Source organism: Geodermatophilus sp. SYSU D00703 (assembly GCF_054050155.1).
The window spans coordinates 301002-324159 of record NZ_JBJGYU010000001.1 but is presented as its reverse complement, the minus strand read 5'-3'; the positions used below and the strand labels follow the sequence as shown (position 1 = coordinate 324159).

General features: G+C 76.0%; 17 protein-coding genes. 3 read left to right on the top strand and 14 right to left on the bottom strand.

Features of this window, described 5'->3' with window-relative positions:
* Positions 1-4 precede the first annotated feature (4 nt).
* From eno to ACI782_RS01575, 3 genes are read right to left on the bottom strand one after another with little or no spacing between them, the layout of a single operon-like run.
* Complete coding sequence (gene eno, locus ACI782_RS01585) at positions 5-1285, bottom strand: phosphopyruvate hydratase (RefSeq protein ID WP_456905384.1); 1281 nt, start codon at positions 1283-1285, stop codon at positions 5-7.
* A gap of 45 nt (positions 1286-1330) precedes the next feature.
* A complete protein-coding gene (locus tag ACI782_RS01580; protein ID WP_456905382.1) occupies positions 1331-2245 on the bottom strand; it encodes a MazG family protein in 915 nt (304 codons plus the stop codon).
* Between the two features lie 4 nt (positions 2246-2249).
* A complete protein-coding gene (locus tag ACI782_RS01575; protein ID WP_456905380.1) occupies positions 2250-3227 on the bottom strand; it encodes a SurA N-terminal domain-containing protein in 978 nt (325 codons plus the stop codon).
* Between the two features lie 127 nt (positions 3228-3354).
* Between ACI782_RS01575 and ACI782_RS01570 the strand changes: the two genes are divergently transcribed.
* Both ACI782_RS01570 and ACI782_RS01565 read left to right on the top strand, forming a co-directional pair.
* Positions 3355-4032 carry a 4'-phosphopantetheinyl transferase family protein gene (locus ACI782_RS01570; protein ID WP_456905378.1) on the top strand — a complete coding sequence of 226 codons (678 nt, stop codon included), beginning with the start codon at positions 3355-3357 and terminating at the stop codon, positions 4030-4032.
* Positions 4029-6977 carry an acetoacetate--CoA ligase gene (locus ACI782_RS01565; protein ID WP_456905376.1) on the top strand — a complete coding sequence of 983 codons (2949 nt, stop codon included), beginning with the start codon at positions 4029-4031 and terminating at the stop codon, positions 6975-6977. Before ACI782_RS01570 ends, ACI782_RS01565 begins: the two co-directional genes overlap by 4 nt.
* 92 nt (positions 6978-7069) lie before the next feature.
* Here the strand turns inward: ACI782_RS01565 and mfd are convergent, their stop codons facing one another.
* The 8 genes from mfd to ACI782_RS01525 form a co-directional block, all read right to left on the bottom strand.
* Positions 7070-10606 carry a transcription-repair coupling factor gene (gene mfd, locus ACI782_RS01560; protein ID WP_456905374.1) on the bottom strand — a complete coding sequence of 1179 codons (3537 nt, stop codon included), beginning with the start codon at positions 10604-10606 and terminating at the stop codon, positions 7070-7072.
* Between the two features lie 98 nt (positions 10607-10704).
* Positions 10705-11577: an alpha/beta hydrolase family protein gene (locus tag ACI782_RS01555; RefSeq protein ID WP_456905372.1), complete on the bottom strand. Its 873-nt coding sequence runs from the start codon at positions 11575-11577 to the stop codon at positions 10705-10707.
* Positions 11574-12329, bottom strand: a complete 756-nt coding sequence (locus ACI782_RS01550; protein ID WP_456905371.1) for a polysaccharide deacetylase family protein — start codon at positions 12327-12329, stop codon at positions 11574-11576. Before ACI782_RS01550 ends, ACI782_RS01555 begins: the two co-directional genes overlap by 4 nt.
* Complete coding sequence (locus ACI782_RS01545; protein WP_456905369.1) at positions 12326-12799, bottom strand: adenylyltransferase/cytidyltransferase family protein; 474 nt, start codon at positions 12797-12799, stop codon at positions 12326-12328. Before ACI782_RS01545 ends, ACI782_RS01550 begins: the two co-directional genes overlap by 4 nt.
* Positions 12800-12864: 65 nt before the next feature.
* Positions 12865-13488, bottom strand: a complete 624-nt coding sequence (locus ACI782_RS01540; RefSeq protein WP_456905367.1) for an arsenate reductase/protein-tyrosine-phosphatase family protein — start codon at positions 13486-13488, stop codon at positions 12865-12867.
* A gap of 40 nt (positions 13489-13528) precedes the next feature.
* Entirely contained in the window at positions 13529-14968 is a 1440-nt protein-coding gene (locus ACI782_RS01535) for a polysaccharide biosynthesis tyrosine autokinase (RefSeq protein ID WP_456905365.1), read from the bottom strand.
* Positions 14969-15008: 40 nt separating this feature from the next.
* A complete protein-coding gene (locus ACI782_RS01530) occupies positions 15009-16328 on the bottom strand; it encodes a hypothetical protein (RefSeq protein ID WP_456905363.1) in 1320 nt (439 codons plus the stop codon).
* Between the two features lie 97 nt (positions 16329-16425).
* Positions 16426-17970 (bottom strand): lipopolysaccharide biosynthesis protein, encoded by a 1545-nt coding sequence (locus ACI782_RS01525; RefSeq protein ID WP_456905361.1) that lies wholly within the window; start codon positions 17968-17970, stop codon positions 16426-16428.
* 236 nt (positions 17971-18206) lie between these two features.
* On the opposite strand from ACI782_RS01525, the gene ACI782_RS01520 reads away from it, so the two are divergent.
* Positions 18207-19241, top strand: a complete 1035-nt coding sequence (locus tag ACI782_RS01520; RefSeq protein ID WP_456905359.1) for a glycosyltransferase — start codon at positions 18207-18209, stop codon at positions 19239-19241.
* 76 nt (positions 19242-19317) lie between these two features.
* On the opposite strand, the gene ACI782_RS01515 is transcribed toward ACI782_RS01520, so the two are convergent.
* The 3 genes from ACI782_RS01515 to ACI782_RS01505 are packed head-to-tail and all read right to left on the bottom strand — an operon-like array spanning position 19318 to position 23143.
* Complete coding sequence (locus ACI782_RS01515) at positions 19318-20061, bottom strand: polysaccharide deacetylase family protein (protein ID WP_456905357.1); 744 nt, start codon at positions 20059-20061, stop codon at positions 19318-19320.
* The gene (locus ACI782_RS01510; protein ID WP_456905355.1) at positions 20055-21071 is read right to left on the bottom strand and encodes a glycosyltransferase family 2 protein; all 1017 of its coding nucleotides are present in this window, start codon (positions 21069-21071) and stop codon (positions 20055-20057) included. The genes ACI782_RS01515 and ACI782_RS01510 overlap by 7 nt, the downstream gene beginning before the upstream one ends.
* Positions 21068-23143 (bottom strand): glycosyltransferase, encoded by a 2076-nt coding sequence (locus tag ACI782_RS01505; protein WP_456905353.1) that lies wholly within the window; start codon positions 23141-23143, stop codon positions 21068-21070. The genes ACI782_RS01510 and ACI782_RS01505 overlap by 4 nt, the downstream gene beginning before the upstream one ends.
* Positions 23144-23158 lie beyond the last annotated feature (15 nt).

Below are 23158 nucleotides of genomic sequence, written 5' to 3'. Positions count from 1 at the left end.
GAGCTCATCGGCCGGCGAGCCGCGGGAAGGCCGCGGCACCCGCGTAGCGGGCGGCCTCGTCGAGCTCCTCCTCGATGCGCAACAGCTGGTTGTACTTCGCCACCCGCTCGCTGCGCGCCGGGGCGCCGGTCTTGATCTGCCCGCAGTCGGTCGCGACGGCGAGGTCGGCGATCGTGGTGTCCTCGGTCTCGCCCGAGCGGTGGCTCATCATGCAGCGGTAGCCGTTGCGGTGGGCCAGGCCGACCGCGTCGAGCGTCTCGGTGAGCGTGCCGATCTGGTTGACCTTGACCAGCAGGGCGTTGGCCGCCTTGCGCGCGATGCCGTCGGCCAGCCGCGCCGGGTTGGTGACGAACAGGTCGTCGCCGACCAGCTGCACGCGGTCGCCCAGGGCGGCGGTCAGCGCGATCCAGCCGTCCCAGTCCTCCTCGGACAGCGGGTCCTCGATCGAGACGATCGGGTAGGCGTCGACCAGTTCGCGGTAGTAGTCGGTGAGGTACTCGGCCGACCGGGTCTGGCCCTCGAAGTCGTAGCCGCCGTCGGTGTGGAACTCGGTGGCGGCGACGTCCAGGGCGAAGGCGACGTCGGTGCCGAGGCCGTAGCCGGCCTTCTCGACCGCCTCGGCGATCAGGTCGAGCGCGTCGCGGTTGCTGGGCAGGTCGGGGGCGAAGCCGCCCTCGTCGCCGAGGCCGGTGGACAGCCCGCGGCCCTTCAGCACGGCCTTGAGCGCGTGGTAGGTCTCGGTGCCCATGGCCAGCGCCTCGGTGAAGGTCGCCGCGCCGATCGGGGCGACCATGAACTCCTGCACGTCGACGTTGCTGTCGGCGTGGGCGCCGCCGTTGAGGATGTTCATCATCGGCACCGGCAGCAGGTGCGCCGAGGGGCCGCCGACGTAGCGGAACAGCGGCAGCCCGGCGGACTCGGCGGCGGCCTTGGCCACCGCGAGGCTCACGCCGAGGATCGCGTTCGCGCCGAGGCGCTCCTTGTTCGGCGTCCCGTCCAGGTCGAGCAGCCGCTGGTCGATGAGCCGCTGCTCGGCGGCGTCGTAGCCGACGAGCTCCGGGCCGATGACGTCGAGGACGTTGTCGACGGCCTTGCCCACCCCCTTGCCGCCGTAGCGCTCACCCCCGTCGCGCAGCTCCACCGCCTCGAACGCGCCGGTGGAGGCGCCACTGGGGACCGCGGCCCGGGTGATCGTCCCGTCGTCGAGGGCGACCTCGACCTCCACGGTGGGGTTTCCGCGCGAGTCGAGGATCTCCCGCGCGCCTACGGCGTCGATGCTGGGCACGGGGGCAGCCTAGCCAGCCCGCCGTCGCCAGGGGGTGAGCCCCGCTCAGGTGCCGGTGCGCTCTGCCGCTGCGGCGTCGAGCTCGCCCGCGTAGCGGCGGACCGCCTCGCGCAGCGCGTCCTCGACGTCCCAGCCGCGCGCGGCGGCGCCGCTCACCACGGCCAGCAGCCGCTCCCCCAGCTCCTCGGGGCTCCGCGCGGAGAGCTCCGCCGGCTCGGGGACGGGCAGGCCGGCCCGCGCGGCGCGGCGCACCAGCGCCGCCCCCCAGGACGCCGCCGGCTGCGACCGGGAGACGCCCTCGGTCGGTGACCGGCGCTGCTTCTCGGCCTTCTTGATCTCCTCCCAGCCCGCCTCGACCTCCGCGACGTCCCGCGGACCGGCGTCCCCGAACACGTGCGGGTGCCGGCGGACCAGCTTGTCGACCAGGTCGCCGGCGACCCCGTCGACGTCGAAGCGCCGGTCCGGGGCGGCCTCGGCGGCCACCCGCGCGTGGAAGACGACCTGGAGCAGCACGTCGCCGAGCTCCTCGCGCATCGCCACGGGGTCGTCGTCGACGATCGCGTCGTAGGCCTCGTGCGCCTCCTCCAGCAGGTACCCGCGCAGCGAGGCGTGCGTCTGCTCGGCGTCCCAGGGGCAACCGCCGGGCGAGCGCAACCGGTCCATGACCGCGACGACGTCGAGCAGCCGGGCCCCGGTCGGCAGCGGGGTGCCGCCGACGACCTCGGCGGCACCGACGTCCTCCCCGGTCACGAGGGCGACGACGTCGTCGGGCGCGGCGGCCGCGGCGGCGGCGTCCGGGACGTCGTCCACCGCCAGGCCGGCGGCCCGCAGCTCCGCGGCGGTCGCGGCGGCGGCCGGGAGCGCCACGACGCGGCGGTCGCCGGTGACCGCCCGCCAGCCGGCCGGGCCGAGCAGGCCGGGGAGGGCGGGGCTGACGGTGACGGCGAGGGCGACGGGCACCCGGTCAGTCTCCGGCAGCGGCGGCGCCGGTGTCCGCGTCGGCGTCGAGGAGGTCGACGACCCCGCCCTCGTCCGGGACCACCTGGCCCTCGTCGAGGACGCCGAAGCGCGGGTTGACCGTGACGTCGAGGCCGTCCCGGACATCGGTGACCAACTGCTGCGCGGCGCTGTCGGCCTCGGCCTGCGCGGCCTGCTCCAGCTGCGGCCGCGCCTCCTCGAACGACGGGGCCAGCGGTTCCCCGACGAAGACGACGAGGACGCCGGGGAGCTCGCTCACCGTCGTGCTGAAGGCCGTGTTCGGCGCGGCCGCGGCGACCTGGTCGGCGATGACCGTCGGCACCTCGTCGCGGCCTCGCGGCTGCACCTGCGGCAGCGTGGTGTCGCCCGGGTACTGCGCGGCGACGGCCGGGTACGCGGCCGGGTCGGCCTGCAGCGTGGCCACGGCGGCGTCGGCGGCGGCCTGGTCGGGCACGGTCACGTAGCCGAGCCGGACCTGGGAGAGGCCGGGCAGCTGTTCCTCGTAGTCGGCGCGCAGCTCCTCCTCCGACAGGCCCGCGTCGACCCCCTGCTCGGCCGCGATCTCCTGGCGGACCAGCTGCTGGCGGACGGTCTCGAAGACGTCCGCCCGCCCGACCCCCTGCGCAGCGGCCTGGGCGTAGACCTCCTCGGGGTCCTGGTCCCCGATGAGCTCGTCGATCCGCGCCTGCACCTCGGCGTCGTCGACGACGACGCCGAACTGCTGCGCCGCCTGCGCGTAGACCTCGGCCTGCACCATCCGGGTGAGCACCAGCCGGGTGAACTCGTCCTCCCGGCCCTGGGTCGCCGCGGCGAGGTCGGGGTTCTCGAGGCGCTCGTCGACCGCCGACTGCAGCTCGGCCACGGTGACCTGCTCGTCCCCGACGTACGCCGCGACGTTGGGCGAGGTCCGGCAGCCGGCCACCCCGGCCAGCGCGGCGAGGCCGACGGCCAGGGTCGTGGTCACGCGACGGGTCCGCACGTGGAGCGAGGGTGCCACACCGGGTGTGACAGACGGCGCAGGCAGGCCTCCGGCGACCGCCTACCCCCGACGAGGGATGCGTCCGGCGCACCCGCCCGGACAGCATCGCGGGGTGCCGCTCCCCGTGCCGCTCGTGCGCCCCTGGCCGGCGTCTGCCTGCGGGGACGTCGTGGTCCGGCTCGTGGACCTGGCCGCGGACGACGACACGGTGGCCCGCGCCGCCGCGGCGCTCACGCCCGGAGAGCTGGCCCGCGCCCGCCGCGGCACCCCTGCGGTCCACCGGCGCCGGGTGCTGCTCCGCGCCGCCCTGCGGTCGGTGCTCGCCGAGGAGCTGGGGACGGCGCCCGCGGACGTGCCGCTCGCCACCACCCCGGCGGGCCGCCCCGAGCTCGCGCTCGACGGCACCGGCCTGGACGCGAACTGCGCGGCGAGCGGCGCCCTCGGGCTGGTCGCCGTCGGGCGGGGCCGGAGGGTCGGCGTCGACGTGGAACGGGTGGCCCCCTGGAACCCCGAGGTGCTCGAGGAGGGCTGGCTGAGCGGCGCCGAGCGCCGGGCGCTCACCCTCCTGCCGCCCGAGTTCCGCCCGGTCGCCGCGACCCGCGCCTGGACCCAGAAGGAAGCCGTCCTCAAGGCCCGCGGGACCGGGCTGCGCGAGGACCCCGCGGCGACGGTCACCGCGATCGGCCGGGCGGACGGCGTCGTCGCCGGCTGGCAGGTCTCGTCCGTCCCCGTGCCCGACGGCTGGGTGGCCAGCCTCGCCGCCGCCCCGGAACAGGAGATGCCCTCATGACCCTCGCCCCCGCGGCCCCGGGCCGGTCCGCCGACCCCGGCGCTCCCCAGCTGGCGGAGTTCCGGGCGCGCTGCGAGGAGGTCGCCGGTCGCCCGCTCGACGGCCCCGGCGCGCTGCACGCGTTCTCCGTGGCGGAGCCGGAGCTGTTCTGGCGCACGCTGCTGGACTGGTCGGAGCTGCCGTGGTCCGGCTCGGCCGACGTCGTCCGCACCGGGGACGACGTCGAGACCGCGCGCTTCTTCCCCGGCGTCCGGCTGAACTACGCCGAGGCGCTGCTGCGGCCGCTGCCGGGTGCCGACGACGACGCCCCCGCGGTGACCGCCGTCCACGCCCGCCGCCCCGCCGACACGCTCACCCGCGGGCAGCTGCGCGCGGAGGTGGCGGTCACCGCGGCCGCCCTCGCCGGCGCGGGGCTGCGGGCCGGCGACCGGCTGGTGCTGATCGCCCCGCACGCCGCGCGGACGATCGTCGTGGCCCTGGCCGCGGCCGCCCTGGGTGCGGCGGTGTCGACGGCCGCGCCGGACATGGGTGCCCCCGCCCTGCTGGGCCGCTTCGAGCAGGTGGAGCCGGCGTTCCTCGTCGTCGACCGCACCGGGATGGGCGAGGGGACGGCGGCGGCGCTGCTGGCCGGGCTGCCGACGCTGCGCCGGCTGGTCGTCCTCGACGACCTGCCGCTGCCCGAGGGCGGGCTGCCCGCGGACCGGCTGGCGGACCTGGTCCCCGGGGCGGGGCCGTCGCCGGAGTGGGAGCGGCGGCCGTTCGACACCCCGCTGTTCGTGATGTTCTCCTCCGGGACGACCGGCCCGCCCAAGGCGATGGTGCACGGCGCGGGCGGCTCGCTGCTCGAGCACGTCAAGGAGCACCGCCTGCACGGCGACCTGACGCCGGCCGACACGCTGTACTTCCACACGACCACCGCCTGGATGATGTGGAACTGGCAGCTGTCGGCGCTGGCGGTGGGCGCCCACGTCGTCACCTACGACGGGCCGGTCACCGGCCCGCAGACGCTGTGGCAGCTGGTCGCCGAGCACCGGGTCACCGTGTTCGGGACCAGCCCGGCCTACCTGCAGCTGTGCCAGGACGCCGGCTACCGCCCCGCCGAGCACGACCTCTCCCGCGTGCGGGCGGTGCTCTCGACCGGCGCGGTGCTGCACGACTGGCAGTTCGACTGGGTGGCCGAGCAGCTCGGCCCGGTGCCGCTGCAGTCCGTCTCCGGGGGCACCGACATCATCGGCTGCTTCGTGCTGGGCAGCCCCGAGGAGCCGGTGCGGCGCGGCCGCGCGCAGACCCGCAGCCTCGGGCTGGACGTGGCCGCGGTCGACGAGGACGGCACCGAGGTCGTCGGCGCCGTCGGCGAGCTGGTCTGCCGCAACCCGTTCCCCTCGCGGCCCGTCGGCTTCCTGCGGGACCCCGACGGCGCCCGCTTCCACGCCTCCTACTTCGCCCAGCACCCCGGCATGTGGACCCACGGCGACCTGGTCGACCTCGCCGCCGACGGCTCGGCCCGGCTGCACGGCCGCTCCGACGGCGTCCTCAACATCGACGGCGTCCGCATCGGGCCGAGCGAGATCTACACCGTGCTGCGCGGCGTGCCCGAGGTGGCCGACGCGATGGCCGTCGAGCAGCGCGACCCGGACCGTCCCGGCGCCACCCGGATGGTGCTGCTCGTCGTGCTGCGGGACGGGGCCGCGCTCGACGGCGGGCTGGACCGGACCATCCGGCGCACCCTGCGCGAGCAGGCCTCCGCGGCGCACGTGCCGGCGCTGGTCGTCGCCGTCCCGGAGCTGCCCCTGACGCACAACGGCAAGCGCTCGGAGCGCGCCGCCCGCGACGCGGTGAACGGCGACGCCGTGGCCAACGCCGCCGCGCTGCGCTCGCCGGCCTGCCTGGACGCGATCCGCGCGGCCGTCGCCACGGCCGGCACCGCCCCGGCCGCACCGGCGGACGACGACGGAGACCTGCTGCTGCGCGCGGTTACCGGGCTGTGGCGCGAGGTGCTGCGGACCGGCGGTGTCGGTCCCGACGACGACTTCGCCGACCTCGGCGGCACCTCGCGGCAGGTGCTCAGCCTGCTGCGGCGGGTCCGGCTGGACCTGGGCGCCGACGTGCCGCTGGCGGTGTTCGCCGAGCAGCCCACGCCGCGAGGCCTCGCCCGCGCGGTGGCCGCCGCCGGGTCCCCGGAGGACGGCGGCGTGGCGGTGCTCCGCCCGGGCACCGGCCGGCCGGTGTTCTTCGTGGCCGACGCCTGGGGGCAGCTGAACCTGTACGCCGGCCTGGTGCAGCGGCTGGCGACCGACCGGCCGGTGCTCGGCCTGCAGCCGCGGCTGACCGGCCCCGACGGGGCGCACCTGACCATCGAGCAGGTCGCCGCGGCCGCGCTCGACCGGGTGCGGGAGGTCCAGCCGGAGGGGCCCTGCAGCCTCATCGGGTACTCGTTCGGCGGGCTGGTGGCCTCGGCGATGGCGACGTCCCTGGAGGCGGACGGGCAGGCGGTGGCCTGGCTGGGCCTGCTCGACGTCCGCCCGCCCCAGGCGGCGCTGAGCCGGCGGGAGGTCACCCGGCAACGGTGGGTCCTGCGGCTGCGCACGCTGCGGTCCCGGCGCGTGGCCGAAGCCGTGCGCCGACGGCTGGGCCTGTCCACCGGTGCCCCGACGCGGTCGCCGGCTGCCGTCGCCGACCCGGAGCTGGCGTTCTTCACCCGGTCCGAGGCGGTCGGCGAGGCCCACCGGCCGGGACCGGTCGCCGGACCGGTGACCTACTTCCTGGCCGCGGGCTCGCGGGACGCCGTGCGGGGCACGCTGGGCGCCTGGCGGCGGGTGGCCCGCGACCTGACGGTGGTCGGCGTCCCCGGGTACCACGGCGACGTCGACGACGACCGGGTGGGCATGCTCAGCGCGCAGCACGTGGGCACGCTCGCCGCCCGCGTGTCCGAGTCGTTGCGCTGAGCGCTGAGGCAAGGCCTTCCTGAGCCTCGATCGGCCCCCGTGCAGGGTCCCGCCGCGAGCCTGCGAGTGGCGGGGGGCACGGGGGTCCTCTCTCAGGCGGCGACCGGTTGCTCGAGGACGGCGGTCAGCAGCGAGTGCAGGTTCTCCAGGAGCGCGACGTCGCGCAGCGGCGTCCGGCGGTCCGGGCCGACCGGCACCCTGAGGGAGATGGTGTCGACGGCGGCCTTGTAGGTCGCCCCGTCGGCCAGCCGGGCCAGCCGCATCTGCTGCGACTCGCGCAGCGGGACCGGGGAGATGCGGATGACCCGCCCCTGCAGGGACACCTCGGTGATGCCGAAGCGCCGCATCGCGGCCCGGAAGCGGGCCACGGCGAGCAGGTTGAGCACCGGCGCCGGCGGGGCGCCGTAGCGGTCGGTGAGCTCGTCGAGCACCGCCTGGGCCTGCTCGTCGCTCTGCACGGACGCCACCTTGCGGTAGGCCTCCATCCGCAGCCGCTCGCCGGGCACGTAGTCGTGCGGCAGGTGCGCGTCGACCGGCAGGTCCACGCGGACCTCGGCCGGCTCGGCCGGGGCCTCCTCCCCGGACAGCTGCGCCCGGTAGTCGGTCACGGCCTCCCCGACCAGCCGCACGTAGAGGTCGAACCCGACGCCGGCGATGTGCCCGGACTGCTCGCCGCCGAGCAGGTTGCCCGACCCGCGGATCTCGAGGTCCTTCATCGCCACCGCCATGCCGGCGCCGAAGTCGGTGGTGTGCGCGATCGTGGTGAGCCGGTCGACCGAGGTCTCGGTGAGCGGCCGGCTCGGGTCGTAGGTGAAGTACGCGTACGCCCGCTCCCGGCCGCGGCCCACCCGGCCGCGGATCTGGTGCAGCTGGGAGAGGCCGAAGGTGTCCGCGCGGTCGACGATCAGCGTGTTGGCGTTGGGGATGTCGAGGCCCGACTCGATGATCGTCGTGGCGATCAGGACGTCGTACTCCCGCTCCCAGAAGCCGACCATGATCCGCTCGAGCTCGTGCTCCTTCATCTGCCCGTGCGCGACGGCGACGCGGGCCTCGGGCACCAGCCCCCGGATCTTCGCGGCGGCCTTGTCGATCGACTGCACCCGGTTGTGGATGACGAAGACCTGACCGTCGCGCAGCAGCTCGCGGCGGATCGCGGCGGCCATCTGCTTGTCGTTCCAGGCGCCCACGTAGGTGAGCACCGGGTGCCGCTCCTCGGGCGGGGTGAGGATCGTCGACATCTCCCGGATGCCGGTCAGGCTCATCTCCAGGGTGCGCGGGATCGGGGTGGCCGACATCGACAGGACGTCGACCGCCGTCCGCATGGTCTTCAGGTACTCCTTGTGCTCGACGCCGAAGCGCTGCTCCTCGTCGATGATCACCAGCCCGAGCTCCTTGAACCGGGTGGTCGGCTGGAGCAGCCGGTGGGTGCCGACGAGCACGTCGATCTCGCCGTCGGCCAGCTCGCGCAGGATCTGCGTGGTCTCCGCGTCGGACTGGAAGCGGGACAGCACCCCCACCTTGACCGGGAACTGGCTCATCCGCTCGGAGAAGGTCTTGAAGTGCTGGTCGGCCAGCAGCGTCGTCGGCACCAGGACGGCGACCTGCTTGCCGTCCTGCACCGCCTTGAACGCCGCCCGGACGGCGATCTCGGTCTTCCCGTAGCCGACGTCGCCGCAGATGATCCGGTCCATCGGGACCGGGTTCTGCATGTCGGCCTTGACCTCGTCGATCGCGGCCAGCTGGTCGGGGGTCTCCTGGAACGGGAAGGCGTCCTCGAGCTCGCGCTGCCAGACGGTGTCCGGGCCGAACGCGTGCCCCTTGGTGGCCATCCGGGCGGAGTACAGCCGGATCAGCTCCGCGGCGATCTGCTTGACCGCCCGCCGGGCCGAGCTCTTGGTCTTCTGCCAGTCCGCGCCGCCGAGCTTCGACAGCGCCGGCGCCTCACCGCCGACGTACCGGGTGAGCTGGTCGAGGGCGTCCGTGGGCACGAACAGCCGGTCCGGCGGCTGGTTCCGCTTCGAGGGCGCGTACTCGACGATCAGGTAGTCGCGCTGCCCGCCGTTGACGGTGCGGCTCACCATCTCGATGTAGCGGCCGATGCCGTGGGTCTCGTGGACGACGAGGTCGCCGGGCTGCAGCTGCACCAGGTCGATCGCGTTGCGGCGGCGCGCGGGCATCTTCACGGCGTCGCGCATCGTCGTCCCGCGCGAGCCGGTGAGGTCGTGCTCGGTGAGCAGCGCCAGACCCACGCCCGGGAAGGCGAAGCCGGCCTCCAGGTTGCCCTGGGTGACGTGGGTCAGCCGCGGCTCGGGCTCCCCGGCGACGTCCGGGACCAGCCGGGTGCCGAGGTCGGCCTCGGTGAACTGGTCGGCGGCGCGCTGGGCGGGGCCGGGCCCGGCGAAGGTGACGACGACCCGCCAGCCCTCGCGGTGCCAGGTGCGCATCTGGTCGACGGCCCTGGCCTGGTCGCCGTGGAACCGCTCCACGCTGGCCGCGTCGAGGGTGACGTGCGCGTCGTCGTCCTCGCTCGCCAGGCTGAACGCGCCAGTGGTCCACCACGGCAGGCCGCGGCCGCGGGCGGCGGCCTCGACGTCAGCGAGGTCCCGGAAGGACGACGCCCCGAGGTCCAGCGGCGCCTCCCCGGCCTCGGCGGCGGTGGCCCAGGAGGCGGCCAGGAACTCCTCGGCGGTGCGCACCAGGTCGGCGGCCCGGCTGCGCACCCGCTCGGGGTCGCACACCAGGACGTGGGTGCCCGTGGGCACCAGGTCGGTCAGCAGCTGCAGGTCGCCCTCGACGAGCGCCGGGGTCAGCGACTCCATGCCCTCGACGGCGATCCCCTCGGCCAGCTTGCCGAGGACCTCCAGCAGGGCGGGGTGCTCGGCGGCGAGCTCGGTCGCGCGGGCCCGGACGTCGTCGGTGAGCAGCAGCTCGCGGCACGGCGGCGCCCACAGCCGCTCCGGGCGCTCGTCGAGGGAGCGCTGGTCGGCCGCGGAGAAGTAGCGCAGCTCGTCGACCTCGTCCCCCCAGAACTCCACGCGCACCGGGTGCGGCTCGGTGGGCGGGAAGACGTCGAGCAGGCCGCCGCGGACGGCGAACTCGCCGCGCTTCTCGACCAGCTCCACCCGGGTGTAGGCCGCGTCGGCCAGCGCGCGGGCGACGTCGTCGAGCTCGGCGGTGTCGCCCGGCCGCAGCTCGACCGGTACGAGGTCGCCCAGGCCGGGGGCCAGCGGCTGCAGCACGCTGCGCACGGGCGCGACGAGCACGTCGATCGCGCCGTTGTCGCCCGGGGAGGTGAGGTCGCGGAGCACCGCGAGCCGGCGGCCGACAGTGTCCGCGCGCGGCGACAGCCGCTCGTGCGGCAGCGTCTCCCACGCCGGGAACACCTCGGTGCGCCGGTCCGGGAGGAAGCAGCGGAGCTGGTCGGCGACGGCGTCGGCGTCCCGCTCACCCGCGGTCACGACGAGCACCGGCACCCCGGCACCGCCCCGCTGCGCCGCCAGCGCGGCGGCGACCAGCGGCTGCACGGGCGGCGGGGCGGTGACCGCCAGCTCCGCGGTCCCGGCGGTGGCCACGACGCGGGCCATGCCGGGGTCGGTGAGGACGACGTCGAGCACGCCGCGCAAGGTCACGAGACCGTCTCCTGAGACTTCGGGCCACGCACGTCGCGCCGGGTGCGCGGGGGGCCGGATCCCCAGGTTAGACCGCGGACCGACGGGGTGCCGCGCGGTCAGCGGGCGGTGGCGTCGAAGAACGCGAGGAGCGCCGGGAGGTCGAAGTTGGAGGGGTCGCCGTGCTCCCCCTCGGTGGGGACGACCACCGCGCTGCCACCGCGGGCGACGACCTGGGCGGCGCAGACGTCGGCGTTGCGCCCCCTGTCCACCACCGTGTCGTCGTCGGACGCCCAGAACACCGCGGGCACGGCGTCGCCGAGGGCGACCGGTGACAGCTCCTCCAGCGCCCCCTCCACTGCGGACCCGTACGCCGCGTCGATCGACTCGGCGAAGTCGTCGTAGACCGAGCTCAGGTCGCACAGCGGGAAGATGCCGGCGTAGCCACGCAGCCCCGGGATGCGCCGCTGCTCCACCAACTGGGCGCCGGCCAGGCCGCCCATCGACTCGGCCACGAGGTACACGTCCGTCGCGTCCACGAGGTCGGTCACCGCGGCGGCGAGGTCGGCATGGGCGGCCACGCTGGCCGGGTCGCCCCAGGCGTTCCCTCCCGCGTCGCTGGCCGCGACCGCGTACCCCGCGTCGACCAGTCCCTCGGCGACCTCGCCGAACGCGACGTCGTTGAGCAGCGCGGCGGAGTCGGCCTCGTAGCCGTGCAGGTAGACCACCACCCGGCCGTTCGCCTGCTCCGGCAGGAGGACCATCGCGTCCTCGCCCCCCACCCGCACGTCGTGGACGCCGGCGCCCAGGTCGGGCAGGGGCTCGGGGGACGACGTCGGGCGGGGGGTCCCCGTGGCGACGGGACCGGCGGCCGGACCGCCGCAGGCGCCGGCCAGGAGGAGCACCGCCAGCAGCCCGGGCGCGCCCCGCCGCCCGGCGGCGTGCGCGGCCACCCGGGAGCCCCCGGCCGGCCGCGCGCTCCGCCGGATCACGCCGTGGCTGGGACGCCGCGCATGCGCACGGAGTGCCGGGCGAGCTTGGCCAGCAGGTGCGCGGTGCCGTCGCCGGGGGCGACGTAGGAGCGCGGCAGGGTGAAACGGTCCCCCGGCAGGTAGTCACCGGTCACGCAGGCGTGGTCGTAGCCCGCCGCGCGGACCGCGTCGGCGGCGGCCGCGTCGAAGTAGCCCCACGGGTAGCAGAACCCTGGCACCTCGGCCTGGAGCACGTCCTCGAGCACGCGGCGGCTGCCGGCGACCTCGCGCTCCAGGGTCGCCGCGTCGGCACCGCGCAGGTCGGCGTGGGTGAGGGTGTGGCTGCCCACCTCGTGCCCGGCCGCGGCCACGGACCGCACCCCGTCGGCGTCCAGCAGGTCGAGCCGCGGGCCGTCGTCCCACGCGTTCTGCCCGCCGAGCAGCCCGGCCACCACGTAGAGCGTGGCGGTCATCCCGTGCCGGGCGAGGACGGGGACGGCGTGCTCGACGAAGTCGGCGTACCCGTCGTCGAAGGTGAGCCCGACCAGCCCGGCCGCGGCCCCCCGCTGCTGTGCCTCGAGCAGCTCGGCCAGCGAGACGCCCCGCAGGCCCAGGCGGCGCAGCAGCCGCAGGTGCCGGTCGAGCCGGTCCGGGGCAACCCGGACCCGGTGCGGGTCGGGCCGGTCGCCCGGGCAGATCGAGTGGTACATGAGCACCGGCGGGATGGGCAGCCGCCGGCGGTCGGCGGCCAGCCGCTCGGCCGGGACGGTCACCGGCGGCCGTCCCCGGCCAGCACGGCGCCGCGGGCCTCCCGCCCGCCCGCGCCGCCCTCGAGGGCGGCCAGGGCCCGGCGCAGCGCCGTGCTCGAGGTGTGCATCGTGTACGGGAAGTAGCGGACCTCGACGCCGACCGCGGCGAAGTCCCGCTCCAGCCGGTTGCCCTTCTCCGTGCCGCGCCAGTCGTCGCCCTTGAAGATGACGTCGAACCCGACCTCGCGCCAGGTGTCGATCTTGTCGGGCACCACCTCGGCGCGGACCTCGTCGACCATGCGCAGGCTGCGGACGATCTCCATCCGCTCGGCGAGCGGGATCACCGGGGCCCGGCCCTTGGTCAGGACGAGCATCTCGTCCGAGACCACGCCGGCGACCAGGTGGTCGCACTGCTCGGCGGCGTGCCGGAGCAGGTTGAGGTGGCCGATGTGGAACAGGTCGTACGCGCCGGGCGCGTAGCCGACGACGGTCATGCGGAGCTCCCCCGTTGCTCGTGCGGTACAGCACCCAGTCGACCAGCGGCGATCACCCTGCGTCATCACCCGGAGGGAGCATTCACCCCATCTGACGTCCCCCGGCCGAGTGCCGGGGCGCAGGCCGTTCCGGCGGGTGGTGCGGGGGAGAGCAGGGCGCCGAGCAGGCCCTGCACCGCCGCCTCGATCTGCGCGACGACGCGGTCGGCCACGGCCGCGTCACGGCCGTAGGGGTCCTCGACGTCCTCGCCTCCGGCCGGGGGTCGCGCGGTGCGGCGGGCGGCCAGCAGGGCAGGCAGGTTCCGCAGCCGCTCGGCGGGGTCGGCGCCCGGCACCGTCGTCCCCGGGGTCGTGAGCAACCGGGCCAACTGGCGGAGCAGGAAGGTGCGCCGGACCGCCGCGGGGTCCACCGCGACGACCGCGGAGCGCTGGGCCGCGCTCATCACCACGACCAGGTCGGCTCCCCGGAGCGCGGCGCGGTCCAGTTGCCGGGCGGGCGTGGGCGTCACGTCGACGCCGCGGCTCCGCAGGGCAGCGGCCACCAGGGGGTCGATCGGCTCGCCCACCAGGGCGTGCGTCCCTGCGCTGACGACCGTGACGTCCGTGCCGGTCAGCCCGGCGCGCAGCAGGTGCTCGGCGGCCGGAGAGCGGCAGACGTTCCCCCGGCACACGACCAGCAGACCGCTCACGGCTGCAGGGCGCCGCGTGGGCTCGGCTGCCGAGCCGCGCTCACCGGCCGCGGACGCCCGCGGCGACCCGCTCGCCGGAGGCCGGACGGCCCCCGTCGGCGGCCGGCGCCGCGGCGCGGTCACGGACGACAGCGGTGGGCACCGCCGAGCTGTAGCTCCCGTACCCGTACACCTGCTTGCCGGCGACGAGCCGGTTGACCACGACGCCGAACAGCCGCGTCTGCACGGCCGCCAGCTGGCGCAGGGCCTCGGCGAGCTGGTGCCGCCGCACCCGCCGGCTGTCGACGACCAGCAGCGTCCCGCGGGTGCACCGGGACACCAGCAGCGCGTCGGTCACCGGCAGGAGGGGCGGGGAGTCGACCACGACGACGTCGTAGCGGCCCTCGAGCTCGGCCATGAGCGCGCGCATCCGCGGCGAGTCCAGCAGCTGCGCGGGGTTGGGCGGCACCGCACCGGAGGTCAGGACCGACAGGCCGCCGTCCCCCCAGGGCTGGACGACGTCCTCGACGTCGGCCCGGCCCACGAGCACGGTCGACAGACCGGCCGCTCCTTCCAGCCCCAGCCGCTGGGCGACAGCAGGACGGCGCAGGTCGGCGTCGACGAGGAGCACGCGATCGCACACCTCGGACAGCGCCAGCGCCAGGTTGATCGCGGTCGTCGACTTGCCCTCCTGGGGCAGCGACGACGTGACGGCCACGCTGAACGGCTCCCCCTCGGCGCGGGAGAACTCGAGGTTGGTGCGGAGCTGGCGGAACAGCTCCGCCTGCGGGCTGTGGGGGGCGTCGGCCACGACCAGGTCGGGGACGTCCCCGTCGGCGGCGAGGCGGCCGAGCACCGGTGCGTCGGTGAGGGCCTCGACCCGGTGCACGTCGCGCACGCGGGTGTCGAGGGACTCGCGCAGCAGCGCGTACAGCACCCCGAGCGCCAGCCCGGTGAGCAGGCCGGCCGCCAGGTTCATCCGCGTGTTCGGCGACGACGCGAACTCGGGCGCGGCCGCCGGGGTCACCGTCGTCGCGCGCACCGTGGCCCGGCCCTCGGTGTCAGCCGGTGCGACGTCCCCGACCACCTCGATCAGCTGGGCGGCGACGGCGTTGGCGACGTCCGCGGCCAGCTGCGGGGACGGATCGGTGACCGTCAGCTCCAGGAACACCGTCCCGCTGGGGGTCACGGCCTCCACCCGGTCGGCGAGCTCCCTGACGTCGGTCGCCAGGTCCAGCTCGTCGATCACCGGCTCGAGGACCGCAGGCGTGGTGGCCAGCGTGGCGAACGACGCCATCTGGTCCCGGGTGAACGCGCCGCCCTCGACCAGGTCACCGGCCGAGCTGGCGTTCTGCAGCGAGAAGAACAGCCCCGCGGTCGCGGCGTAGCTGGGGGTGGCCAGCAGGCTCGCGGTCAACGCGCCCGTGCCGCAGACCACGACGGCGACGACGATCGCCAGGACGTGCCTGTACAGGACCTGGAACCAGCCTCGAACGCCCACGATGGAGCCTCCCCCCGACGGTGACCACGACGGTCACGTACTACCGACTGAACCTAACCGCCGTCCCGGCGCTGACCAGGGGCTTCTCACCCCTGGGGGTGAGCGGCGACGGCGCCGGTCCCCCCGTGGGCCGACGCCCGAGAGCGTGGCTGGCGACGGCGAGACCGGCCACGAACCACAGCCACCCCGAGTACTGGGTGATCAGCGCGACGGTGGCGACGGCCGGCAGCTGGGCCACCAGCGCGACCGTCGGCGCCGTGGCGCGGCCGCACAGCACCGCACCGACCGCCAGCGCGGCCCCCACCAGGACGCACACGAGCGGGATCCAGCCGTGGTTGAGCGCCAGGAGCACCAGCGCGCTGTCGATCGACCGGAAGTCGCCGAAGAAGGCCCGCCCACTCGGGGTCACGTGGTAGCTGGGTGCCAGCCCCAGCAGTTGCACGTCGTCGAGCAGGCCGAGCAGGTCCGCGCGGTAGGCCGCGCTGTCGGACGCCTCGTCGCCGGCGGCTGCGAACACGCGCGCCACCATGGGCGCCACCGCCGCCGTGGTCACGACCAGGCCGCCGGCCAGCCACCACCGCAGCCGGGCCGGGAGGTCCACCCCCGGCAGGACCAGCAGCGCGAGCACCACACCGAGGACCGCCGTCCCCACGCCGATCCTGCTCAGGGTGACCGCGCAGGCCAGCAGGATGACGGTGGCCATGGCCGCCCTCACCAGCGGGCGGAACGGTGCCACCAGCGTCAGCGGCAGGGCCAGCGCGAGGCTCCCCCCGAGGGCGATGGAGTGCCCGAAGGCCCCCTCGACCCGCGCCTCGCCGCCGCGCTCCTGGATCACGGCCCAGGTGTCGTACAGGCCGCCGGAGCCGGGCACCGAGAGGAAGGGGTTCCAGCCGGTCCCCCACTCAACCAGGGCCAGGACCGCCACGCAGGTGAACGCGACCGCCACGGCCGCGTAGACCCGGTCGAGCGGCACCCGGTGACCCACGAGCCGGCCGAGGAGGAACGCCCCGATCCACTGGACGCACAGGACGACGACGCTCGACACCGTCGCCCGGCCGAGCACCGCCGGCACCAGCGCGCTGACGAGCAGGGCGGCCACGACCACGTCGGCGACCGTGAACCGGAAGGGGATCGCGGCGCGCACCGGCAGGAGCGCGACGAGGACCCCGAGGCCGACGACGACCTGCGGCTCCAGAGGCAGACCCGTCCCCGAGCCGAGCCACACCGGGACGGCGCAGATCGTGACGAGCCAGGCGACGAGGGCCAGCCGGGGCGCCCGGCGCGCCACCACGAGGGCGAGCACCCCGAGGGCCGCGGCGGCGCCGAGGACGAGGAGCGCGTCGATCAGTGGACCGGACACGAGCACCCCCTCCTCTCCGTGGACCCGCCCACCGGCACGGCGGGAGAGCCGACTCTCCCCCGGCCGGCGCACCAGGGCACGCGCTGACCGGCCACCGTCACTCCGCGGGGTGAGCGAGTGGCTGTTCCCGGGTGACGGCCCGGTGTCGGACACCGGCGCGCACCGCCCGGACGACCTCCCCGACGTCCCGCCGGACCGGTCGGGCGACCGCGGCGACCAGCAGGTAGACGACCGTTCCCGCTGCCACGGCGGCGACCAGGGCCAGCAGCGGTGACGAGCTCCCGGCCGCCTGGACCGCCGCGTACGCGGCCACGGCGACCGCGCACGCGAGCCCGAGGATGCGCAGGGCACCGGTGACCAGCTGGCGGAGCGGGAGCGGCGCCAGGCGGGAGAGCCACCACAGCGAGACCGGCCAGGTCAGAGCCGGGGCCAGCGCGAACCCGGCGGCCACGCCCACCACGCCGTACCCGCTGCCGACCACGATGCAGACCAGCCGGACGGCGGTCTCGAACAGCGAGTAACGGATCAGCGACGAGGTCAGCCCCCGGGAGAGGTACACCCAGTAGCCGACGAAGGCCAGCATCTGGCAGGCGCCCCCGACGGCCATCAGCCGCAGGACCGGCGCCACTCCCAGCCACTGGTCCCCGAGGAACACCGCCGTGATCGGCTCCGCCGCGCCCACGACCACGGCGAGCCCGGCGACCAGCGTGTAACCCAGGGCCTGCTGGCCGCGCCGGACGTACGCCGCCCACCGCTCGGGATCGTCGTGGAGCCGGGACAGGACCGGCAGCGCGACCTGGGTGATCGGCGCGCGCACCTGCCCCAGCGGGGCCATGAGCAGCTGGTAGGCGCGGTTGTAGAGGCCCAGCGCGGCGGCACCCGAGCGCGTGCCGATGAGCAGGGAGTCGGCGTTGCGGCTGGCGTAGCCGAGCAGCTCGATGCCCACCATGTGCCAGCCGAAGCGCAGCAGCCCGTCCATGGGGGTGCGCCGGTCCGGCCAGCGCGGGACCCACCGCCCCGCGAGGACGACCATCACCGTCATCACGAGGTACTGCGCCAGCTGCTGGCCGACCAGCGCCCAGTACCCGGCGCCGGTCGCGGCCAGGCCCAGCCCCGCGACCAGCCCGGCCGCCGGGGCGGACACGTCGACGACGGCCAGGCGGCCGAACCGCAGATGGCGGGTGAGGTCGGCGCGGTACTGCGTGGCCACGCCGTTGAGCAGGAAGACCGCCGCCAGGGCCTGCGTCATCGCACCGAGCTCGGGCCGGCCGTAGAGGGCCTCGACGAGCGGGGCGGCGGCGACGGCGAGCACGCTGAGCAGCGCCCCGGTCCCGGTGTTGACCCAGAAGAGGTTGCTGCGCTGCTGCACGGACAGGCTCGGCGCCTGCACCGCCGCCGTCGACAGGCCCAGGTCCCGGAACACGTCGGCGACCCCGATGACCGCCATGACCATCGCCAGCAGGCCGTAGTCGGTCGGCCCCAGCAGCCGGGAGAGCAGGACGACGGAGAGGACCTGCACGCCGATCCGCAGCCCCTGGCCCGTCAGCGCGACGAGCACGCCCCGGGCCGCGCTGCGCCCGAGCGCCCGCCCGTCGACCGCGCCGTCGTCGGAGCGGGCGGGGGTGGCTGTGTCGGCGCTCACCGGGCCGGTTCCTCTCGGACCGGACCGGGGGGGACGTGACCTGGCATCGCACTCTCTCCGTCGGGGCCCCGAACACCACGGGGCCTGCGGATCAGACCACGACGCCGCCGCCCGCCGACCCGGACGCCGGCGGACATCACCACGATGGGCGAGGCACCGCCGCCGTCCGCCGGGCAGAGTGGCTCTGCCGCCGGGACCGCCAGGAGGACCGGCCCGACGAGCTGGGAGGTCGCGTCGTGGGCTCACGACACCTGGACGGGGAACTCGTGGTGCTGCAGTCGTTCCCGCGCCCGCGGCCGACGACCAACCCGTACCTGGTCATGCTCGGCCGCAGCCTGGCCGAGCTGCCCGACGTCCGGGTCCTGACCTTCTCCTGGCGGCGGGCGCTGCGGGGCGGCTACTCGGTCTTCCACGTGCACTGGCCGGAGATCCTGGTCTCCGGGCACGGTCCGCTGAAGAAGCTGGTGCGCCAGCTGCTCTTCGTGGTGCTCCTGCTCCGCCTGCGGGTCACCCGGACCCCGCTGGTCCGCACCGTCCACAACCTCGAGCTGCCCAGCGGCATCTCCCGCCGAGAGGTGGCCCTGCTGCGCTGGGCCGAGCGGTGGACCACGCTGCGCATCCGGCTCAACGAGCAGACGCCGGTGCCCCCCGGGGCGCCGGTCGAGTTCGTCCGCCACGGCCACTACCGCGACTGGTTCGCCCCGCACCCTCGGGCCGCCGCCCGCCGGGGCAGGCTGGGCTTCGTCGGCCTGCTCCGCCGCTACAAGGGGGTGGACCGGCTCATCGCCGCCTTCGCGGCGACCGCCGGACGGACGGCGGAGCCGCTGGAGCTGCGCGTCGCCGGGAACCCCTCCACCCAGGAGCTGGGTGCCGACCTGACCACGGCCGCGGCCGCGGACCCTCGGGTCACGGTGGCGCTCGGCTTCCTGTCCGACGCCGACCTGGTGACCGAGATGACCTCCGCCGAACTGGTCGTCCTGCCCTACCGGGAGATGCACAACTCCGGCGGCGCGCTCGCGGCGCTCTCACTCGGGCGGCCGGTGCTCGTGCCCGACAACCCGGTCAACGAGCAGCTGGCCGACGAGGTCGGCCCGGGATGGGTGCACCGGTACTCCGGCGAGCTCACCGCCGACCACCTGGTCGACGCGGTGGCCGCCCTGCGTGCTGCGCCGCCCGCGGCGCCGCCGGACCTCAGCCTGCGGGACTGGGACCGCGTGGGCCAGGCGCACGCGGCCGCCTACCGGCGGGCGCTGCAGGTCCTCCGCGGCTGAGCCGATCGGGGAAGGACCTCCCGCCGTCCTCACCCCCCGGCGCACCCGTCAGCGGCGGACGGGTGCCGAGCCGGCCTCAGCCGGTGATCCGGGCTTCCCGGACCAGGCGCCCCCCGCGGGCCACCACGTCGCGCAGCGAGCCCGCCGTGAGGCCCCGCTCGGCGTAGCCGTCGAGCACCTCCGCGACGAGAGCACCCCTGTCGAGCACCGGGGCGGGGCCGTCGTCGACGAGGTCGTCCGGGCCCGGGAAGCCGTCGTGCGCCAGCACGATCGCCCCCTGCCGCAACCCCTGGCGGGACCGGGCCAGCCGCTGCTCCCACGGGACGTCCTTCCAGTCCCACGTCGACGGCCCCCACAGGACCGGCTGGAGCCCGGCCCGGGTGACCGCTCGCCACGTGCCCAGGGTCTGCCTGCCGTAAGGGGGGCGGTGCCAGCGGACCGGCTGACCGGTGGCGTCCTCGAGCTCGGCTCGCGCCGCCCGGGTCAGTCGCTCGACCTCCGCGACGGGGAGCGTGGGCAGGGGCCGGTGGTCCGCCCCGTGGAGGGCGACCTCGTGCCCGGCGGCGACCACCTGGTCCAGCAGGCCCCGGTGGCGGCGGACCCGGGTGAGCAGCACGAAGAAGGTGGCAGTGGCGCCGGCGTCGGCCAGGGCGGCCAGGACCCCGTCGGTGCCGCCGGGCTCGGGCCCGTCGTCGAAGGTCAGGGCGACCTGCGGCGCCGAGGTCCGGACAGCGACGACCGAGCCTGCCAGCGGGGCCCCCATGCGGCGGACGGCCCGCACGCCGGCACGCCGTCCCCACGCCACCCCGGCGCTCAGCACGGTCGCGTCCGGCCGGCCAGCCGCCACCGGCGCCCGCTGCGGGCGTACTCCTCGTAGACGACCCCCAGGGCGCCGCCGATCATCCCGGCGCCGCGGAACACCGCGCGCAGCCCCCGGGCCTGGTGCCGGAGCGAACCCGCGGCCCAGCCCAGCGCCCACCGCGCCGCCCCGCCGGCGACCCGGAGCAGCCCCCGGACCACCCCGCGAGCCCGCACGGCCAGGCGCGGCAGCGACCCCGGCGTGAGCCGCAGCTCCGTGAGCACCGTCGCGTTGCCGTGGCTCCAGGCACGGGTGAGGACCCAGCGGCGGGTCATCCGCTCCTCGGGCACCTGGTCGACCACCGCGGACTCGGCACACCACACCATGCGTCCACCCGCCCGGACCAGCGAGCGGCTGAACAGGGTGTCCTCTCCCCCGCCCAGCCCGAGGGCGGACTCGAAGCGGGTGCCGGAGGCGCGCACCTGGTCGAGGTCGAGCAGCAGGTTGCCGGTGGCCGCGGTGTCGATCTCGGTACCGCTCGGCAGGTTGCGCCGGACGAAGAAGCGACCTGCCCGGATCCACGGATCGAGCTCACCGGCGTACTCGGCGAGCACCCGGCCGGAGACGGCCACCGCCCCGGTGGCCGCCCACGTGTCGAGGAGGGCGGTCAGCCACCGCTCACGGGGCCGCTCGTCGTCGTCGATGAAGGCCAGGAGCCGGGCACCGGCAGCCTCGTCCATCGCCCGGTTGCGGACCGCGGCGATCCCCGGGCACGGCTCCACCGCGTACCGGACACCGGGGCCGGCGACCTGGGAGACCACGTCGGCGGCGCTGCGCCCGGGGTCGTTGTCCACCACGAGCACGTCGACGAGGTAGCGGCCGCCGGTCGCGGTCACGACCTCCTCCGCCTGCTCGCACAGCATGGGCAGCAGGGCACGCAGGTCGTCGGGACGGCGGTAGGTGGGGACCGCCACCGTCACACGCACGGTGCCCGTCGCCGGGTCGACAGGCGCGTCGGTCGTCAGCGTCATGCGCTCCTCCGCTGCTCCGGGCCGCTCCTCGCGGCGAGGTGTCCTCGGCGGGACGGCCCCGCCACAGCAGCGACGACCGCGACGAGGCCGTCGCGGTAGCGCTGCGGAGCGTGCCGCCGGCGGGCATCCGCGGCGTCGGCGACCGCGAGCTCCCGGGCCCGCGGCCAGTCGGCCAGCACCGCCTCGACGGCGTCGGCCCAGGCCTCGGGCCGGCCGGGCTCGACGGCCCGGGGACTCCGGAAGCCCGCCACCGCCTCGCGCAGCCCGCTCGAGTCGCTGACCAGCACCGGCCGGGCGGCCAGCACCGCCTCCACGGTGGTGTTGCCGAACGACTCCTCGGCCACGGAGGGCACCAGGACGACGTCGGCGTCGGCGAGGGCGGACCCCACGTCGGACCGGAAGCCGTGGAAGCGGACCCGACCGGCCAGCCCGGCGGCGGCGACCTGCCGGCGCAGCTCCTCCTCGAACCACTCGTAGCCGGGGAACACCGAGCCGACCAGGTCCAGCCGGGCGTCGACCCCCCGCGCGACCAGCACCTCGAGGGCGGCCACGGCGACCTGCGGCCCCTTGCGCGGGGAGAGCCGGCCGACGTACAGCAGCCGCGCGGGACCGGTCACGGCCGGACGCGCCGCGGCGGGGGCCGCCGGCCCACGGACGGCGTTGTGCACCAGGGTGCTGCGCTCGACGAGCCGCGGGGCGACCTCGGCGAGCACGTCGCGGGTGAAGGAGCTGTTGACCACCACACGGGTGGCCAGGGCCGGAGCGAGCGCCAGGGCCCGGCGCACCAGGCGAGGGAGCGACTGCTCGGCCTCGTGGACGTGGACGACGGAGGGCCGCCGGGCCACGCGGGCCAGCAGCGGCCAGGAGGGCAGGGTGACCGTGTTGACGTAGACGCCGGCCGCGCCGCAACGGCGGAGCAGACGGAGGGCGGGGACCACCCCGCGCAGGGCGTCCGCGACCAGCCGCACCGCGCCTCGCGGGCGCAGGGCGGCGTTGCGCAGCACCGGCATCGGGCAGTGGACGACGCGCACCCCGAGGGCCTGCAGCTCGGCCACCAGCGGGCCCGGACCGGGCAGGGCGACGGTGACCTCGAAGGAGGTGCGCAGCGCGTCGACGGACTCCAGGAGCATCCGGTCCGCGCCGTACAGGTCGGCCCCGGGGTGGACGACGAGCACCGGCGGCCGGCCGGTCGCCGCCGGCCGCCGCAGCGCCGCGCGCAGCACCAGCCGGGCGCCGGCGAGCGAGCCGCGGACCGCGGCCCGCAGCGGCCGGGAGGAGCGGAGCAGCTGGCGCCGGCCCCCCTGGAGCAGGATCGCCCAGCTGACCGCCGGGGTGCGCAGCAGCCAGCCGAGCATCTGCCGCCGCTCGAGGTGCCGGGCGGCGAACGCGAGCCGGTTCCGGCAGTTCCAGTAGTAGTAGAGGTCGGACTTGGCCTCGCCGCGTCGGTGCTGCGTGCCGCCCTCGTCGTGGACCGCGACCAGGTCCTCGCACAGCACGGTGCGCCCCCCGACCTGCTGCGCGCGGTAGCTGAGGTCGACGTCCTCCCAGTAGAGGAAGTAGCCGTCGTCGAACCCGCCGAGCCGGTCGAAGAGCTCGCTGTGCACGACCAGGCAGGCGCCCGTCAGCCACTCCCGCACCGAGCTCGGAGCCGCGGGGTCGGTGAGCCGCCGGCCGGTGCGTCCGTCGCGCAACCGCAGACGGGAACCGGCGAAGTACACCCGGCCGCCGGAGTCGACGATGCGCGGGCTCAGCATCGCGAGCGGGTCGGCGAGGCTCCGCTCGGCCAGCCGGTCCACCACGGCACGCTCCACGACGGCGTCGGGGTTGAGGAGCAGGAACGTGGTGCACCCGCGGGCGCGGGCGGCGGCCACGCCGGCGTTGACCCCGGCTCCGAAGCCGTCGTTGTCGGGGAGGCAGACCAGGTCCCAGCCCTCGTGCCGGGCCAGCTCGGTCACCGCCCGCCGCTCCTCGGCGGTGGAGTGGTTGTCCACCACGACCACCGGCAGGCCGGTGCGGCCGAGCGGGACGAGGTTGCGGCGCAGCAGCGCGGACGACCCGTAGTTGACGACCACGACAGCGAGCGGCCC